This is a genomic window from Pareuzebyella sediminis (assembly GCF_008367235.1).
GTDB classification, from domain to species: domain Bacteria; phylum Bacteroidota; class Bacteroidia; order Flavobacteriales; family Flavobacteriaceae; genus Pareuzebyella; species Pareuzebyella sediminis.
Genome location: NZ_VTZS01000006.1, coordinates 315,144 through 332,057 on the forward strand (window position 1 = coordinate 315,144; position 16,914 = coordinate 332,057).

17 protein-coding genes, 1 tRNA gene and 1 pseudogene are annotated in these 16,914 nt (G+C 42.8%); 7 read left to right on the forward strand and 12 right to left on the reverse strand.

Features of this window, described 5'->3' with window-relative positions; genetic code table 11:
* Window positions 1-66 precede the first annotated feature (66 nt).
* From F2B13_RS19220 to F2B13_RS19255, 8 genes are all read right to left on the reverse strand, one after another.
* The gene (locus F2B13_RS19220) at window positions 67-1,359 is read right to left on the reverse strand and encodes a DUF3570 domain-containing protein (RefSeq protein WP_149304873.1); all 1,293 of its coding nucleotides are present in this window, start codon (window positions 1,357-1,359) and stop codon (window positions 67-69) included.
* Between the two features lie 28 nt (window positions 1,360-1,387).
* Entirely contained in the window at window positions 1,388-1,594 is a 207-nt protein-coding gene (locus F2B13_RS19225) for a DUF4266 domain-containing protein (RefSeq protein WP_149304874.1), read from the reverse strand.
* A gap of 64 nt (window positions 1,595-1,658) precedes the next feature.
* The gene (locus F2B13_RS19230) at window positions 1,659-2,432 is read right to left on the reverse strand and encodes a DUF5995 family protein (RefSeq protein ID WP_149304875.1); all 774 of its coding nucleotides are present in this window, start codon (window positions 2,430-2,432) and stop codon (window positions 1,659-1,661) included.
* A 73-nt stretch (window positions 2,433-2,505) separates the two neighbouring features.
* Window positions 2,506-3,501, reverse strand: coding sequence for an FAD:protein FMN transferase (locus F2B13_RS19235; RefSeq protein ID WP_232625269.1), 996 nt, complete (start codon window positions 3,499-3,501; stop codon window positions 2,506-2,508).
* Complete coding sequence (locus tag F2B13_RS19240; RefSeq protein ID WP_149304876.1) at window positions 3,498-3,932, reverse strand: thioredoxin family protein; 435 nt, start codon at window positions 3,930-3,932, stop codon at window positions 3,498-3,500. The genes F2B13_RS19235 and F2B13_RS19240 overlap by 4 nt, the downstream gene beginning before the upstream one ends.
* A 28-nt stretch (window positions 3,933-3,960) precedes the next feature.
* Complete coding sequence (locus F2B13_RS19245) at window positions 3,961-4,404, reverse strand: QcrA and Rieske domain-containing protein (protein ID WP_149275124.1); 444 nt, start codon at window positions 4,402-4,404, stop codon at window positions 3,961-3,963.
* Window positions 4,405-4,452: 48 nt separating this feature from the next.
* The gene (locus tag F2B13_RS19250; protein WP_149304877.1) at window positions 4,453-5,631 is read right to left on the reverse strand and encodes an AIR synthase related protein; all 1,179 of its coding nucleotides are present in this window, start codon (window positions 5,629-5,631) and stop codon (window positions 4,453-4,455) included.
* Between the two features lie 129 nt (window positions 5,632-5,760).
* Window positions 5,761-7,944: a glutamine synthetase III family protein gene (locus tag F2B13_RS19255; RefSeq protein ID WP_149304878.1), complete on the reverse strand. Its 2,184-nt coding sequence runs from the start codon at window positions 7,942-7,944 to the stop codon at window positions 5,761-5,763.
* A 212-nt stretch (window positions 7,945-8,156) separates the two neighbouring features.
* Here F2B13_RS19255 and F2B13_RS19260 point away from each other — a divergent pair, with 212 nt between their 5' ends.
* Window positions 8,157-9,173, forward strand: a complete 1,017-nt coding sequence (locus tag F2B13_RS19260) for a glutamine synthetase beta-grasp domain-containing protein (protein WP_149275121.1) — start codon at window positions 8,157-8,159, stop codon at window positions 9,171-9,173.
* Window positions 9,174-9,234: 61 nt separating this feature from the next.
* On the opposite strand, the gene F2B13_RS19265 is transcribed toward F2B13_RS19260, so the two are convergent.
* Together F2B13_RS19265 and F2B13_RS19270 are read right to left on the reverse strand one after the other, a co-directional pair.
* A complete protein-coding gene (locus tag F2B13_RS19265; protein ID WP_149275120.1) occupies window positions 9,235-10,848 on the reverse strand; it encodes a carboxypeptidase-like regulatory domain-containing protein in 1,614 nt (537 codons plus the stop codon).
* Window positions 10,849-10,862: 14 nt separating this feature from the next.
* Window positions 10,863-11,801 carry a calcium/sodium antiporter gene (locus F2B13_RS19270; RefSeq protein ID WP_149275119.1) on the reverse strand — a complete coding sequence of 313 codons (939 nt, stop codon included), beginning with the start codon at window positions 11,799-11,801 and terminating at the stop codon, window positions 10,863-10,865.
* Window positions 11,802-11,956: 155 nt separating this feature from the next.
* Here F2B13_RS19270 and F2B13_RS19275 point away from each other — a divergent pair, with 155 nt between their 5' ends.
* The 3 genes from F2B13_RS19275 (at window position 11,957) to F2B13_RS19285 (ending at window position 14,796) form a co-directional block, all read left to right on the forward strand.
* Window positions 11,957-12,316, forward strand: a complete 360-nt coding sequence (locus tag F2B13_RS19275) for a BlaI/MecI/CopY family transcriptional regulator (RefSeq protein ID WP_149275118.1) — start codon at window positions 11,957-11,959, stop codon at window positions 12,314-12,316.
* Between the two features lies 1 nt (window position 12,317).
* Window positions 12,318-13,949, forward strand: coding sequence for a M56 family metallopeptidase (locus tag F2B13_RS19280; RefSeq protein ID WP_198439750.1), 1,632 nt, complete (start codon window positions 12,318-12,320; stop codon window positions 13,947-13,949).
* Between the two features lie 694 nt (window positions 13,950-14,643).
* Window positions 14,644-14,796: an SsrA-binding protein gene (locus tag F2B13_RS19285; RefSeq protein ID WP_149275116.1), complete on the forward strand. Its 153-nt coding sequence runs from the start codon at window positions 14,644-14,646 to the stop codon at window positions 14,794-14,796.
* Here F2B13_RS19285 and F2B13_RS19290 read toward each other — a convergent pair.
* The gene (locus F2B13_RS19290; protein ID WP_149304879.1) at window positions 14,793-15,305 is read right to left on the reverse strand and encodes an adenine phosphoribosyltransferase; all 513 of its coding nucleotides are present in this window, start codon (window positions 15,303-15,305) and stop codon (window positions 14,793-14,795) included. The genes F2B13_RS19285 and F2B13_RS19290 overlap by 4 nt on opposite strands.
* 63 nt (window positions 15,306-15,368) lie before the next feature.
* Here F2B13_RS19290 and F2B13_RS19295 point away from each other — a divergent pair.
* A tRNA-Arg gene (locus tag F2B13_RS19295) sits at window positions 15,369-15,442 on the forward strand.
* Between the two features lie 34 nt (window positions 15,443-15,476).
* On the opposite strand, the gene F2B13_RS20695 is transcribed toward F2B13_RS19295, so the two are convergent.
* Window positions 15,477-15,641, reverse strand: coding sequence for a hypothetical protein (locus F2B13_RS20695; RefSeq protein WP_232625270.1), 165 nt, complete (start codon window positions 15,639-15,641; stop codon window positions 15,477-15,479).
* A 47-nt stretch (window positions 15,642-15,688) separates the two neighbouring features.
* On the opposite strand from F2B13_RS20695, the pseudogene F2B13_RS19300 reads away from it, so the two are divergent.
* Window positions 15,689-15,859, forward strand: a pseudogene (locus F2B13_RS19300) (tyrosine-type recombinase/integrase); the annotation flags it as partial.
* Between the two features lie 493 nt (window positions 15,860-16,352).
* Window positions 16,353-16,790 carry an RDD family protein gene (locus tag F2B13_RS19305; protein WP_149275113.1) on the forward strand — a complete coding sequence of 146 codons (438 nt, stop codon included), beginning with the start codon at window positions 16,353-16,355 and terminating at the stop codon, window positions 16,788-16,790.
* Window positions 16,791-16,914 lie beyond the last annotated feature (124 nt).

Sequence of the window (16,914 nt, forward strand, 5' to 3'; positions counted from 1 at the left end):
ACTTAAGGAGCGAATTTACGATAAATTTGTACATTTAATGATATCCGTACCAACGGATACTTTCCTCTAATCTGCAACAAAGGTAGTGCCCAAAGTCATGATAAAGGCATTTAGGCCCGTATTTCTATTGTAGGTATTCAAGCGTAAATCGAGGGTTTTCAACCCAAAACCCAACACTTTGGCACGGGTGAAGATGTCACTATAACGAATGCCGATACCGTATTGATGTGAACTGTATTTCGAGAGATCGTAATCTGACGTATAAAAATCATATAGCGAAATTGCTCCTTCTTTTTCGAAAAAATAGTCCGCCGCGCGCTGTGTATAGAACCGGTACAACGGGTAGAGTGTAAAGGAATCGTTCAATTGAACGGGTACTTCCAAGCTCGCCGTATGTGATGTAATTCCCCAATCATCATAATAGAACCGGTAATAGCTTCGTAAAATAAAGGTGTCGGACAAGTAATAGTTCAAGCGGGCCCCAAATGGTATCTTAAAGCGATGGTCTGGCAGCCGTTCGACATCATCGGCCAATTGAAATTCTTCGATAAAAAAAGCAGAAGTATCACCAAAGTAGACCCTCTGAAATGGAGTGCTTAACAAACCGTTCTGCAAGACAACGTCCATGAATATCGCTCCCTGAATTTTTTTCCCAAGAATTTGGGAAAGTCCTAAAGAAAGGGCGTAGGTATTTCGTTTTTCATTTGAAAAAGGGACAAAGTCAGGGGTGTATGTACCCCCCCCGACGATTCGAGAATCGAAAAACCCATCTCTCAGTTCTATAGGATACTGGGGGTTCCACGTGTCGAAATAGACCTTGGCACTTACTGAAAATTCCGTGTTTTTTTCATTAAACAACCCGATATAACCTCCTCCCAAGCCCAAGGAAAAATAGTCATATTCAGAAGAGACATACCCATTTGCCGACCATACCGAATTTCTATTTTCGGAGGTATGCTGGTAAGACGGATTGAAATGCACCAAGACGTCTTGCTTCGAGGCTCCGGAGGAAGCACTAAACGGACTTACCGCTCGGTTGGCATCACCATCAAATGGATTCACATTGCTCGATGAAGCGGAAGTATAGGCAGAGATTCCGATATCAGCGGTCAGTACATCATCTGCATTCAAGGGTATTTTAACTATAATACTAGATGTGGCATCATTTAACTTCTCGGTACCCTCCCCACCGGTAACTGCTGCGTTGGCACCATCTTGGCCGTAGTAACTAAAGAGCAAATCAACTTCAGCGGCCTCTAACACTCTTTTTTTATAGGAAGTATCCTCTTGGGCCAAGCCCATCCAAAAACTGAGGAAAAAAATAACTTGAAAGGTCTTTCTCAATGTGATGCGTTTCATTTTAGTACTCAAAACCCCCTATTTCCAGTTAATTACAGCCACAGCCACCTCCGGATTTGCCCCCATTCGCGCCGGAAGCCGCCTCTCGGTAAACATGAAAGTTCGTCTCAAAACGTTCCGAAGCCTTTGCCGATAATTGCATTTCATCATCATTGACATACACTTTTTCATATTCCTTAACAGCTACACATGAGGTAGCGAAAATGGCGATAAGAAGAAATAATAAAATTCTCATGGGCTAAAGGTACATTTTACTATTGAACTGAAATAGCCGCATTATATTTTGCGGTTCCTCAAGATTAAATTTTAATTTTCGCTTCTCCATCTTGTTTTAAGCGAGATATAATCGTTCCTACATTTTTTTCGTCGAACCATCCTATGACCTTCAAGATATACCTTAAAAGTTTTGAGCGGGGGCTTTTTATCATGGCACCGAGCTTCAATACCAACCGATCTATTTTTTGAATGGCCACAGCCTGTTCACTCTCTAAGGCCCAAAGTAGGTTGGCACTGTTCCAAGATTGCTGTCTAGCCTTTCGCATACTGAAGTCAATAATCTTTTCATCCGTATTCTTTCCTGCCCAATCCAGTAAAAACAGTAATGGAGAGACTTTGCCCAGCCTGTCCTGCATCTCGTTTACAATATTGAAAAGCACATCGTTGACGTGATTAAAATCACCCTCAATTTCCGAAATCTCATATCCTTTCATACTAGAGCTTGTCGCAATGGCCAAGTCTAAATTAATGTGGGTATTCATTCCCAGCATGATGTGCTGTAAAATCGTCAAAGGTTCTTTGTTGCTAGAAAACGCAAATTTCCAAGCGTCGCTTACTTGTTCTTGGTCGTGATACGCCTGATAGGCTTTCAAATATAGATTCGCAAACACCACATCCATTCTTTCGAGGCGATCCGCATCCTCAAAACTGCCCGCCCGTATTTCTTTTTGGATTTCGGCGGTAGTTCTTCGATACACAAAGGCGAAAATTCCAGCACGATCGTTGTTGGCTATGGCATCATCGATAATTATATCCAAATGATCAAGAACTTCTTGAATAGATTGAGGTTGGGTCACGGTGGCAGCTTATTTTTCAAACAGCCATAAATTAGACATATCCAATGAATTATGCACCTTTTCCCTTACATTTTCAATTCTCTTTTTCTAACAGTATGCCACTACTTTTATGAATTTTATTGTCACTATCGACCAAAATGACCTCGGTACCCCCAAGCTGATTGATTAATGAGAGACCGGCATCTTTGCCCATAATATAGACGGCAGTGGCCAGGGCATCGCATAACTCGGCACTTTTGGCGAAAATGGAAACACTGTTGATACCAGATGACGGCCAGCCCGTTCTAGGATCTATGATATGCGAATACCTAATACCATTAAAAATGACGAACTTCTCATAATTACCCGATGTGGCCACGGAAGATTCTACAATGGGCAACCACGAAAAAATTCTGTCTTTGCTCAACGGATTCGCGATACCGATGAGCCACTTTTCACCTGAAGCTTTTGTACCCCAAGTCGTCAAGTCACCTGCCGCGTTGATTATTCCGGCAACCACCTGTTTCGATACCAAAAGTTCTTTGGCCTTATCTGCGGCATATCCTTTTCCGATGGCGCCAAAAGCAATCTTCATGTTCTTTTTTGCCAAGAAAACGGTCTGCTGGTCCTCGTCGAGAATTATTTTATGATATCCCACGTTGGCCACGGAAGCCTCAATCTCGGCATCTGTTGGAATCGACTGCATCGATCCATCGTATTTCCATATCTGATCCATTGAGGCATATGAAATATCAAAGGCCCCATCGGTAAGTTCTGAAATCTGTTTGGCCCTTTCAATAAGTTTAAAAAGTTCAAGACTTACTTGAACCGGTTTGATGCCTGCATTTCTATTGATTTCGGAAGTCTCCGAGTCCGGGTTCCATGCCGAAATCAAATTTTCGATACGTTGAATTTCTGCGGTGGCCTCGTCGATATTTATATACCCGATATCTTCATTTTGCGCAACAACGGTAATATCGAAACGCGTTCCCATCAATTTCAATGTCTTGTGTACCGTCACAAGGTTCTGGTCTTGGCCATACCCCCAAAAAAGGACAAAACAAAAAATTAATGAAATCACCTGTCTCACTTTAGAAGATCATTTAGATGGGTGATATACGCCTCCGCCGATAATTTTTTGTAGCCCGTTGTAGCCAACACTTCACCCTTCTTGTTCAATAGGACGACCAATGGAAAATGACCCTTTGGGTTATATTTTTCGGCCAATTTTCCGTTTTCTTCGGCAACATCATCGTTCAAACGATTCGCCTTTTTTCGTGGAAAATCAGCCTTGTACAATACAAAGTTCTTATCGGCATACGCCTTGAACTCATCGGACTGCCAAACGTCTTTATCTAACTTAATACAAGGTGCACACCAATCAGACCCAGCGAATACCAGTATCAAAACCTTGTCTTCGTCTTTTGTAATTTCGAGGGCTTCTTCAAAACTTTTCTGCCAGCTTTGAGCAGAAAGAAGTGTAGTTGAGAAAATAATAAAAAGGGCTATATAATACTTCATAACTCTGAGTAGGCAAAAGTGATGCCATTCATTCAAAAACTCGAAGAATCGTATCTGTAAGTTCTGTTTTGAAAATTTTTAAAGGTCGCGCCGGACTGCTATCTACTTGATTCAAAGGGCTACCATTCTGTTCGAAGCGGGAGCCGTGCACATCACAGTAAAATATACCGCCATCTTGAGGTATGAAGCGCACCTCATCATAACCTTCATGACTGCAAACCTGGCTCGCAGCAACAAAATCACCTTCGAGATTTCGAACCACGACCACAGAATTCTTCAAAATAAAACCACCGTTCTCAGCCAATTTTTCAGCATCGGAAGATGTTAAATCAATCGTAAAATCAACTCCAGAAGGAACTGGTATATTACCTGCTGTATCTCCGTTTTCACTGGAACAGCCATTTAGACAGGGAAAGGTAATGGCAAATGCCGCCCCTGCACCTAGTGTTTTTAAGAATTGCTTTCTTTCCATAGCTATTGGTATACAAAGAAAACGTCTTATTTGAGCGAATATTATGTGCTAATATTCGAACTCGCCAAACTCACTTTGAATCGTCAATTTTTTGGAATCACTGGCCTCGACACGCCCTACTATTCGGGCATCAACGCCAAAAGACCGTGAGATTTCCATCAGATCTTCTGCTACCTCAGGATTTGTATAGATCTCTAATCGATGACCGCAATTAAAGACCTGGTACATTTCTTTCCAATCTGTGCCCGATTGCTCTTGAATAAGTTTGAACAAAGGAGGGATAGGGAATAAATTATCTTTGGTCACATGCAAGTTCTCTATAAAGTGTAGAATCTTGGTTTGGGCACCTCCACTGCAGTGCACCATCCCGTGAATATCTTCGGCCGTATATTTATCTAGCATCTTCTTTACAATAGGAGCATAGGTTCGGGTCGGCGACAGCACCAATTTGCCTGCATTCAAAGGGCTTTCAGTTACGGTATCTGTAAGTTTCATACCTCCAGAATATACCAATTCATCGGGTACTGCGGCATCATAGCTTTCCGGATACCTTTTCGAAAGATATTTGGCGAAAACATCGTGCCTTGCCGAGGTCAGACCATTACTGCCCATACCTCCGTTATATTCTTTTTCGTAGGTAGCTTGCCCGAATGAGGCCAGACCGACAATAACGTCTCCATGCCGAATATTCGCATTATCGATAACATCAGTCCTTTTAAGGCGTGCCGTAACGGTGGAATCAACAATAATGGTACGCACCAAATCGCCCACATCGGCGGTCTCACCCCCCGTCGAATGGATGGTTATGCCATGTAATGCCAAATCGTCTATAAGTTCTTCGGTACCGTTAATGATGGCTGAAATGACTTCGCCGGTAATCAAGTTTTTGTTCCTTCCGATGGTCGAGGAAAGCATGATATTGTCCGTTGCGCCCACACAAATTAAATCATCGATATTCATGACCAATGCATCTTGTGCAATTCCCTTCCAAACGGAAGAGTCGCCCGTCTCTTTCCAATACATATAAGCCAAAGAAGATTTCGTACCTGCACCATCGGCATGCATGACCAAGCAATATGAATCGTCATTCGTTAAATAGTCGGGTACGATTTTGCAAAATGCTTGTGCAAAGAGACCTTTGTCAATATTTTTAATAGCATTATGTACATCTTCCTTGGAGGCTGAAACCCCTCTTTTCCCATATCTTTCACTCGCAGACGAACTCATTTGTGGATATTTTCGGCAAAAATAAGCCATTCATTTTACTAAAATCGGACTGACCCTATAAACTTTGAAACTTGATGTGCTCATCGAGCAACTACTTCCATTATTACAGGGGCCAACTTGAAGTATTGATTACATAAAAAGCAGCTCTCGATATTTGGCAAGGGGCCAGTGGCCGTCATCGACCCAACGCTCCAAATTATCGCAATGGGTTCTGATCTCATCAAAATAGGGCTTGACACTTTCACTATATGCCGACGCCTTTCGCTGAATATCAGAAAGGTTATTGGCCTTTTTACGTATTTCATTCATCGCATCTGTTTTCTTCTTCAAGGCCGCTATATTTTCCGCAATAATTTCAATAATACCCGATGGCCCTTCCGTAAGTTCTTTATGGGCCGCCCCATAAATTTCCTTCAACCCTAACACACTATCTATCAATGATTTTTGGTACGTTATGGCCGATGGAATGATATGATTGAATACTAATTCATTGTAGAGCCTACCCTCAATTTCAAGATGCAGTGTATATGCTTCGAGTTCTACCTCTAGTCGGGCCTTGACCTCGGTTTCACTCAGGACTTCCATGGACGCGAACAAAGCCAAACTTTCTTTTGAAGTCAGTACCTTAAGTGCTTCGGGCGTGGTTTTATTATTGCTCAGCTTTCTTCTTTTGGCTTCTTTCTGCCAATTGTCACTATACCCATCACCATCAAAGCGAATGCGCTTAGATGTTTTTATATATTCCCTTAACACATTGAAAATAGCCTCATCTTTTTTGAGGTTCTTCTTATCGATGAGCAGGTCGACCTCTTTTTTAAAGTCACGCAATTGCTTGGCCACAATCGTATTCAGAATGGTCATGGGCTTCGCACAATTGGTCTTTGCCCCTACCCCGCGCATTTCGAACTTATTACCGGTAAAGGCGAAAGGAGAAGTTCTGTTCCTATCGGTATTGTCTAACAGAATTTCCGGAATCTTACCGACTACATTGAGCTTGAGCTCCGTTTTTTCTTCAGGGGAAAGCTTCCCTTTTGACACTCCTTCCAACTCATCGAGCACATTGCTCAATTGTTCGCCGATAAAAATGGAGAATATGGCCGGAGGGGCCTCGTTAGCACCCAAGCGATGGTCATTGCTGGCCGAGGCAATCGACGAACGTAAGAGTTCTTCGTAGGTATCTACCGCTTTAATGGTATTAATAAAAAATGTCAAAAACTGGAGGTTCTTCATGGGCGTAGAACCCGGACTCAGCAGGTTGACCCCGGTATCAGTGGCCAAGGACCAATTGTTATGCTTACCGGAACCGTTGATACCCGCAAAGGGCTTTTCATGGAAAAGCACCTTGAAATGATGCCTATCGGCAATTTTGTCCATCACATCCATCAAGAGCAAATTATGGTCGACTGCAAGATTGGCCTCTTCAAAAACGGGGGCAAGTTCAAATTGATTCGGTGCCACTTCGTTGTGCCTGGTCTTTACAGGAATACCTAAACGGGTACATTCGATTTCAAGGTCTTTCATAAAACGTATGGCCCGCTGGGGGATCACCCCAAAATAATGATCGTCGAGCTGCTGTCCTTTCGCAGCAGAACGGCCGACCAGTGTACGTCCGATAATGCTTATATCGGGTCGGGACTGGGCCAGTGACTTGTCAATGAGGAAGTATTCTTGCTCCCACCCCAAGGTGGCGTTGACCTTCGCTACATTCTTGTCAAAGTACTTCGCAACGGCCGTAGCCGACTCATCGATGGCATGTAGCGCCCTTAAAAGCGGTGCTTTGTTGTCTAGGGCTTCTCCGGTATACGACACAAATATCGTTGGTATACAAAGGGTGGCATCATAAATAAAGGCCGGACTGGTAGGATCCCATGCCGTGTATCCCCTAGCCTCGAAGGTGTTGCGTATACCCCCGCTCGGAAAACTCGATGCATCCGGTTCTTGTTGTACCAACTGGCCGCCCCCAAATTTTTCAAGGGCCCGTCCATCGGGCAAAAGATCGAAAAAGGCATCGTGCTTTTCGGCGGTAGCGCCTGTCAACGGTTGAAACCAATGTGTATAGTGGGTAGCTCCCATAGAAATGGCCCAACCCTTCATGGCCTCGGCCACTTGGTCTGCAATTTTGCGTTCTATTTTCGAGCCCGAAAAAATAGCACTTTGAACACTTTGAAGTGCATCTTTGGTCAGATACTGCAGCATACGCTCTTCATTAAAGACGTAGGTAGCATGTAACGCCGAGCGTCTGCCCGATTCTTCTACCGGAATACGGGTTCTATTTCTGCTCTCGGAAATGGCATCGAATCGCTGTCTTGACATAGGTAAAATCGGTTAATTTCGGCTAAAGTAATAATTAAGGATTTAATAAAAAATAAGGACAAAAATTAGTTAAAATCAAAATACCCTAAAAATTTTGGGGTTATTTGAAATAATATGTTGATTTTTCAATTTTAACCCCTGAAAAATTAGGTAAATTGGTCAAAAAACATATTTTTGTTCGTCTGAAAATTTAAAAATTAACTACCAAGATTATGAGCAAAACGAAATTAGAGTATATCTGGTTAGATGGATATTACCCAACGCAAAACTTGCGCAGCAAGACCAAAGTGGTCAACAATTTTGATGGAACTTTGGAAGATTGCGATATGTGGTCTTTCGATGGAAGTTCGACCCAACAAGCCGAAGGAGGCTCTTCAGATTGTCTTTTGAAACCTGTTGCCCTTTTTCCAGATCCCGCAAGAAAGGATGGCTGGTTGGTAATGACCGAGGTCTTAAATGCAGATGGCACTCCTCACGAATCAAATGGTAGGGCTACGATTGACGATGATGACAATGACTTCTGGTTCGGTTTCGAACAGGAATATTTTATCATGGATACCGCTACCCAACTACCTTTGGGTTTCCCCGTAGGTGGATATCCTGCTCCTCAAGGTATGTACTATTGCTCCGTGGGCGGTAAAAATACACATGGCCGTGACATCGTCGAAGAACATGCGGATTTGTGTATTGCAGCAGGCTTGAATTTTGAAGGTATCAACCAAGAAGTTGCCTGTGGCCAATGGGAATTTCAATTATTTGCCAAAGGCGCCAAACTGGCCGGCGATGAACTTTGGGTGGCTCGCTACCTTTTAGACCGCTTGACCGAACAATATGGCTACTATATCGAGTATCACCCAAAACCTCTTGGAAAAGATATGGACTGGAACGGTTCCGGTATGCATGCCAACTTCTCTAACACCACCCTACGTACGGCCGGTTCAAAAGAAGTGTACGAAAAAATATGTGAGGCTTTCCGACCTGTGGTCAAAGAACACATCGAAGTTTACGGAGAGTTCAACGACCAGCGTTTGACCGGTAAGCACGAAACAGCTTCCATTCATGATTTCTCCTACGGAGTGTCTGACCGTGGAGCTTCTATCCGTATTCCGATCGCAACCGTAGAAAGCGGATGGAAAGGTTGGTTAGAAGATAGACGACCAGCCTCTAACGGTGACCCGTATAAAATCGCCGGAAGAATCGTTAAGACCGTGAAGTCTGCTAAGATTTAAAACTTAGGAAGATACTTCTTCAAACTAGAACCGTCTTTGGAAGAGTCTAAAGGCGGTTTTTTTATTCCCCTACTTTTTGCAATGGTGTATTCATCCAATAGGTACTTGGCCTGTTCGCACCCTGAATGGGTTGGTTCAAAAAAATCGGGCGGTTCTTTTTCATGAACAACGCACCCGTAGGAGGCTTTTCATCCGGTTTCGTTTCCTGAACAAAAAACTCACGAAATTGATTCGCCTCTACGAGCTTCGATTCATTGAATTTTTGTCCATTTATATCTTCGAGATTGCGAATGTCAAATCGAAAATCATTTTTTCCCAAGGGGTCGGTAGTTTTGGAGAACAATTCAAACGAATCGTCTTTCTTCGCATTCGTGAACAGATCGTTCTCCCTACTTCCCAATTCAAGTTTGGGAAAAAGCAACACTTTACGGCCCAACACTTCGACCTTTCTAATTTTTGATTTTTTCCCCTTATAGTAGATGTTATATCGACTTAATTTTTTAGCCTCTTTTTTATTGGGCATTCTCGTAAAATCTAACGTATAACATTTTCTTTCCGGGTCGATATCAAAAGACTTGATGGTAAATTCAGGAAGTTCGTCGACCCTAAAAAAGTTGTTCACCGAAATATAATTGAGGTACATTTTTTTTTGATGTCTTCGATACTCCAACTTGATATCCACTATCTTCCTTAGATTGCCATCCTCGCGTGAAAAAATCTTTGAAGTAGCTCCGTCCTCAAGTTTAAATAGGCTATAATCCAATCTATAAATGCTAAAATCCCTTCTGGAGATATAGATGCGGCCCTCGGCCCAAAAACTTCCCTCATTCCTAAAAAAGGCTACCACATACAGCCCTTCGTTTCCGGTAGAGGTTTGAGGCTTTAGTTCAAAACTATGGTTTCGTTTGAAGTCGACATCCAAGCGATTGACAAAGTCATAGGCATTGATCGCATGATTTCGCACGGCATCGTGGACCCTCAGAATCATAAACTCATTCCCCCCGTAATTCTCTAACCGAGCTCCAGGAATACGTTTCCCAAAGGCCTGCCCGCCATAGGGCATTTCAGCGACAGTATCTCTTGGAAACGCGTTATTACGCTTGTAATCATAGATCATCACCTTCGAAGTGGTCTGCTCGATAGCGCCAAAACCACGATCGAACACCTCGATGATGGCCTCGTTGAGATTGTAGTATTCATTCCCCTTCAATTGATAATCCCTATAATACCCCACGTAGGAGAACGGTACATACGGATAGTTTTCAGGAATGGCGGCGATGGCCCTGTTTATAATCTCCGCTGAACCCAAACTTTCTTTCGACCTTCTTTTCCTTACCACCACTTCGTTCAATTGTTCTACCGACGGATAAAGTTCAATGGTATTGGTTTCATTCAAGGTGAAGTTGGAAAGTAATAGGTCTTTGGTGCTATACCCCATACAGGAAATCTCGAGGGTATCACCGACCTCTTTGAATGTAAGGGGTACCTTGAACGACCCGTCCATATTAGAGATAACGCCCATGGCCCTATTTTTGACACGAACCGTAGCGAATACAACGGCCTCCCCGGTAGCCGCATCGACCAACCTGCCTTGTATAAATTCTCTGTGCTGAGCCCCACACTGCAGGGTAAAAAGAATGGCAAGTATACCCAAACAAAGTGCTGCCCTACCCATTTTATGAGACCGTTTTATGTTATCGTAAAATACACAAAAGTTAGGTACACTATAGCCAATACCAGGCCATCGCGCCAGCCCAGGCGCAAACCTTTTGGAAAAAATACCAAAGGAAGGATTAAAAAAGAAATACCGAGCATCCAGAAAATATCATTTTCAAGCAGGCCTTGATCCATCACCTTGATAGGCGTAATAATCGAGGTGATACCAAGTACGGCCAGAATGTTAAAAATGTTCGACCCGATAAGGTTACCCAAAGAAATAGCCTTTTCTTTCTTGATTACCGCAATTATCGAAGCGGCCAGTTCGGGGATGCTCGTACCTACCGAAACAACCGTGACGCCAATGACCCTTTCACTGACCCCATAATTTTCGGCCAGACCCACTGCGCCCGATATCAAAAGTTCAGATCCGCCCCATAGTGCTATGCCGCCCAATCCTAAAAAGAGAACAATCTGGTACGCCGGCAAGGGGCGATCGTCTTCGGGCAGTTCATCGATTACCGCAGGTTTCTGAAAGCGCAACAAATACACCAAAAAAAGAAAGAGGAGAACCACCATAATGATACCCTCATACCGCAGTAAAACGCCATCGAAATAGATAAAAGCAAAAAATAATATAGAGGCCAACATCATTACCGGCCAGTCGGTGGTGTAAAAACTCTTGTTCACATCGATACTACCTAAAATGATGGTCACGGCCAGCACCAGCCCGAGATTGGCAATGTTCGAACCTACGACATTGCCCAAGGCCAAATCGGGAAAACCTTCGAGCGCGGACTTAATACTGACAATAAGCTCGGGTGCAGAAGTCGCAAAGGAAACCACTGTCATTCCAATTACAATTTTCGGAATACTCAGTTTTAGGGAAAGGGCTACGGCCGATTTTAATAACCAATTTCCTCCCGTAATTAGAAGTACGAGGCCTAGAACAATAAAAAGAATGTTTTGCATCTAAAGGTTTTAACAAAGATATGGCAAGAATACGAACCCTTAATAAAGGAAAAGAGGTTTGCGTTCAACTAGACAACTATAAGTACAGTTAATTAACTATATTTATAGTTGTACTACTAATTTTTTAGTTGTATATTGCACTTAAAAGAAGGAATATGATGCGCTTGACACCTAGGGAAGAAGAAGTAATGAAAATTCTTTGGCGGCTGAACAAAGCTTTTGTCAAAGAAATCAGGGCTGAACTTCTAGACGAAAAACCCCACTATAACACGCTTTCCACCATAGTTCGCAATCTAGAGGAAAAGAATTATGTGGCCCATGAGGCCTTTGGAAACACACATCGGTACTACCCCTTGGTATCGAAGAACGCCTATCGTAAAAAATTTATCAATAGTACGATTATGGACTATTATGACCATAGTTATAAAAGTCTGGTATCTTTTTTTGCCAAGGAAGAGAAAATATCGGTGGCGGAACTCAAGGAAATCATTGATCAGATCGAAAAAAATAAATAGCATGGAAGCCTTTCTGATCTACCTTCTAAAATCGGCTATTTTGATTGCATTGGTCTGGTCATGCTACCAGCTTTTTTTAGCGAATGACACCCATTTTTCGGCACACCGATGGTTCTTGATTATAGGGCTGCTCATTGCTACCGTACTCCCTTTGATCACCTTTACCCAAACGATATATTTAGAGGCAAGCCCCATCGGCGAAACCCTATCGGAAATATCAAGCCCCGCTACACGGGAGGCTTCTGTAAATTGGTTGTATTATTTCGGAGTGTTATACGTGCTGGGAAGCTGTTTCTTTTTGGGCAGGACACTTGTACAGTTTGCCTCAATGCACCGGCTGATCGCCTCGGGCCGTACTTTCAAAGAGAATGGTGTATATTATGTGGAAATCGAGCGGTCCGTCTCCCCCTTTTCGTTTCTAAATTATATTGTATACAACCCCTCTCTCTATGCCCCAAAAGAGTTAAAGGCCATCATGGAACATGAGCGAATTCATGTTAAAGATTACCATTCCATGGATGTTTTTCTCACCCTTGCCCTACTCGTCCTACAATGGTTCAACCCTTTCGCTTGGCTTTTTAAAGGAGCGGTACAACAAAATCTAGAGTTTATAGCCGATCGGGACACCCTTAACACTGGTGTCGGATCAAAAGAGTATCAATATTTGCTGTTAAAAGCGCATTTCAACATCAACCAGTTTTGGGTCAGTACTACCTTTTTCAATTCATTAATCAAAAAAAGAATTCATATGATCAATAAAGATCGGACTTCGTCTACACGTCTTTTTAAATATGGTATACCCTTTCCCTTTTTGATCGCCTTTATTGTTTTGTTCAACATAAGAACGGAGGCCAAGATCGGTGTACCTGCACCCGAAAACCAATTGGTTGCCCATTCAACGCTATCCGCACGCACGTACCGTATTACGAAAACCACCTCCGACGTCGAATTGGAAGCCTTGGCAAAAACGATCAAAGAAGAAAACGGTTCGTTAACCTTAAATAAACTTCAACGGAACGAAGCGGGTGAGATCATCGAACTCGCACTTGAATATAGACTTGGCCCCGATCATTTTGTCACTGGTAGTTACGCCGAAGCTACCGGAATTTCTACCGTATACTTTGGCGTTAATAAAGAAGGTGGCATATTTGTCTCTACCATCAAAGATTCGGATTCGGATTCCAAACCAGGTCGTTCGACCTTTAACTTAAGTGGGGATTCAGCGAACGGTAAAGCACATGCATTGGGCGTGTCGACAGGCATACCTTCCTTTGAGGCCATGCCTACGGTTGTCCTGGACGGAAAAGAGGTACCCCATGCTACACTACACTACGCTACATCGGAAGAAATACCACATATAAAAGTTTTGAAGGACTCATATCCGACGGGGAAATACGGTGAAAAAGCCAAAGATGGGGTCATCGAAATCAGGCCATATAATGGAGATGCCAAACGGCCGGTAGAACATCCACTAGTAATTATCGATGGGGAAGTTTCTTCGAAATCGGTCTTAAAAGAATTGGACCCTGACCGCATTAAAGCGATGCACGTACTAAAAGGTGCGGATGCCCTTCAAAAATACGGGAACAGGGCGAAAGATGGTGCCATTGAAATCACTACGGTCAAAGACTAACTTGCCTTTTCTATTGGTGATCTGTGGGTATGTCATTTCTTTTTTGCGGCTCTTAGGGCTCCAGTAATCAATGGAATTGACAAAAAAGGCCTTTTTAACCATGTCATTTCCCTTGAAAATTATTTTCAGGGTAAAAAATGCCCTTCACTTATTACATATTGTAATATAATATATCATATATAGTTTCATATGTAAACATAAACTAAGGAATACGTATTACACATAACAATAATATTCGTTTTTTTGATTATAAATATGTATCCACTTTCATCAATTTAACAAAAAATTCTTGTAGCAAAGGCCCTAATTGCCCTATCTTCTTTTTGAAAAACAATCTAGGAGTACGATGTACCCATCCCTTTACGCCTTATTAATGAGGTAGGGATTCACCTAAAAACCCTTATAATGATTACACTTGCTAAAATTCTAGTACTGCTGCTACTGATGCTGATCACATTGGTATTTTGAGTTGAATCATATAGGCCTATCATGACGAAAGACTGCATTATCGCAGTCTTTTTTGTTTGATTTATAAGTAGTTATATTTGTAATATTACCGCATAAAAGTGCATCTGAATGTACGATGCCATGGTAAGAGAGATACGGATCTTATTTTTTTATCGGAATGGTGCGGTCGCACAGGGCAAAATAGGTCACATGGTTATAGGTGGCCCGACCAAATAAATTTACAAAAATGAAAAAGGCGCTCTTTAAATTCTTGGCAAAGCTGAACAAGTTCTTGCTTCCGTCCTATTCGAAAAGGCAGCTGGACCTATCGCGGGCCTCGAAATTTCAAATGGCGCTCATAGGCTGGCGGTACTACGTGACCACAAGGGCATTGGACTAATAGTGCAGTAGCGAAGCCACTTCGTATTTATTTAATTTTTCTCGGCCACGAAGAACATCAAGTTCGATCAAAAAATTGCATTGTACGATTTCTCCGCCAAGACGTTCGATCAGCTCACAAGTAGCACTGGCCGTGCCCCCCGTCGCCAGCACATCGTCATGAACCAATATTTTTTCTCCCCGAAGGATACTGTCTTGATGTATTTCGAGACTATCGGTACCGTACTCAAGGTCATAGGTCTGTCTTATTTTTTCGGCCGGTAGCTTTTTGGGTTTACGAATGGGCACGAACCCGGCATTCAATCGGACGGCCAACAAGGGCGCAAAGAAAAAGCCCCTACTCTCCATTCCGACGACCTTATCAATTTGCCGATCTGCAATTAGGGCGAGTAAGCGTTCGGTAGTTTCTTGAAGGGCGGCCGCATTTTTTAGCAGAGGCGTAATATCCCTGAATACGATACCTTTGACAGGGAAGTCGTTGATATCACGGACATAGTTTTTTAAATTCATTCAATTAGATTAAAGTTCGTTTGCCGATAAATTTAAAAAGAAATATATTTGCACCCCATTATTGGCCTCGTGGCGCAACTGAATAGCGCATCTGATTACGGCTCAGAAGGTTGCAGGTTTGAATCCTGCCGAGGTCACGAATATATCGTTCAATATAAAAAGACGCCAAGTTTACTTGAGCGTTTTTTTGTTTGGGCTATTTTCAAAGCGGAGCTTTGTCAGGAAGTGAAACAATTCTCCCAAGGTCGGGTTATCATACCAATGGCCGACATGGGCCAAGGCCCTTACTAGGGTCAAAGACACCATCACGCTTTGGGCTCCATATACTCCTGCCACATCACCAGTACATATTTCTGCTTCCCGTTCTCGGATCTTTTTAAAAACCCGTTACATTACATACCTTAAGGCACAGTTTCGCCACCCATCGTTTGGAAAGCGGTACGGACCTAAGGCATATTCAGCTGCTGTTGGGTCACAATACTACCAAGACAACGGAAATTTACACCCATGTGGCGGACCGATCTTTCATGAATATCAAAGATCTGTTATCTTAGTCCTATAATGGATATATCATCAATGATCATATTCCTACGTTAGCGAACATTGCGCCCTAATAATTCTTTGGACCGTTCCTTTTTGCCAGAATCATTTGTTTCCCCAGTGTCCGTAGCTCGTACACAGAATTCGTCTCCCTTAAAATAAAAATGTAACCTCCGTGGCAGGCCCCCTTCTCGAAAAGCGGTTTTCGGGACGCGCGGCTTTGTTGCGATGTATCGGCCAGGATCCACGGACAGGGCGTTTCTATCGATCGCGGAAGGACATAAAAAAACCTTTTTCGAGAAGGCCAAGGGAAATGGCAGGCGGGGGCGGTCGGCCTTCCCCGTGGCCAGGGCGCCGCACGGTTCGCTAACAATGGCTACAATTTATGGCTTTCCTACCGCCTTGTCATGAAAATCAGCCCATTGGGCGCCCCGATTTGCACGTAGGAATTTACAGCCGTAAATTCCAGCAACAAATCGTAGCCGAACCGTTACCATACATTAATCTATGATTGTAACATCACAACCAAATCTTACAAGGCGAATCATTGCGGGTTTAGTGGATTATGTTCTCATTTTCTGTTTCACAATTATTTACACATATACAATTGGAGAACCCAACGAAGAGGGCGGATATGGAGTGAGTGGGTTTTTAGCGCTGGGACCGGTACTCATTTGGGGAGTAATGACAGTTGGAATCGAGCAATGGTTTGGGAGAACTATTGGCAACTCATTGGTGGAATTAAAGCCAAAATCCATAAACGGCCTTGTGGACTCGCCAATTTTTCTCCAATCTTTGCAAAGGCACTTGCTTGACCCTATCGATATGTCCTTTCTTGGAATTGTCGGAATAATTTCAATCAATGCAACCGAAAAGAATCAAAGGCTCGGGGACATCTGGGCTAAAACGGTCGTTGTCCGGACGGACAATAAAGAAAATGAATAACGTATGGTAACAAAGAACTGAGCTAAAAAACAAATGAAATTTAGCTCAACCTACCCACATAATTTCGATCATAATCCATACCTGATTTTGATATTCCATAAGCTTGTTTAATAAGTTTATTACA

Coding starts and splice junctions, on each gene's coding strand:
- F2B13_RS19220 (WP_149304873.1), bottom strand. CDS start 1,359: ATGAAACGCATCACATTGAGAAAGACCTTTCAAGTTATTTTTTTCCTC.
- F2B13_RS19225 (WP_149304874.1), bottom strand. CDS start 1,594: ATGAGAATTTTATTATTTCTTCTTATCGCCATTTTCGCTACCTCATGT.
- F2B13_RS19240 (WP_149304876.1), bottom strand. CDS start 3,932: ATGAAGTATTATATAGCCCTTTTTATTATTTTCTCAACTACACTTCTT.
- F2B13_RS19245 (WP_149275124.1), bottom strand. CDS start 4,404: ATGGAAAGAAAGCAATTCTTAAAAACACTAGGTGCAGGGGCGGCATTT.
- F2B13_RS19250 (WP_149304877.1), bottom strand. CDS start 5,631: ATGAGTTCGTCTGCGAGTGAAAGATATGGGAAAAGAGGGGTTTCAGCC.
- F2B13_RS19255 (WP_149304878.1), bottom strand. CDS start 7,944: ATGTCAAGACAGCGATTCGATGCCATTTCCGAGAGCAGAAATAGAACC.
- F2B13_RS19260 (WP_149275121.1), top strand. CDS start 8,157: ATGAGCAAAACGAAATTAGAGTATATCTGGTTAGATGGATATTACCCA.
- F2B13_RS19265 (WP_149275120.1), bottom strand. CDS start 10,848: ATGGGTAGGGCAGCACTTTGTTTGGGTATACTTGCCATTCTTTTTACC.
- F2B13_RS19270 (WP_149275119.1), bottom strand. CDS start 11,801: ATGCAAAACATTCTTTTTATTGTTCTAGGCCTCGTACTTCTAATTACG.
- F2B13_RS19275 (WP_149275118.1), top strand. CDS start 11,957: ATGATGCGCTTGACACCTAGGGAAGAAGAAGTAATGAAAATTCTTTGG.
- F2B13_RS19280 (WP_198439750.1), top strand. CDS start 12,318: ATGGAAGCCTTTCTGATCTACCTTCTAAAATCGGCTATTTTGATTGCA.
- F2B13_RS19285 (WP_149275116.1), top strand. CDS start 14,644: ATGAAAAAGGCGCTCTTTAAATTCTTGGCAAAGCTGAACAAGTTCTTG.
- F2B13_RS19290 (WP_149304879.1), bottom strand. CDS start 15,305: ATGAATTTAAAAAACTATGTCCGTGATATCAACGACTTCCCTGTCAAA.
- F2B13_RS19305 (WP_149275113.1), top strand. CDS start 16,353: ATGATTGTAACATCACAACCAAATCTTACAAGGCGAATCATTGCGGGT.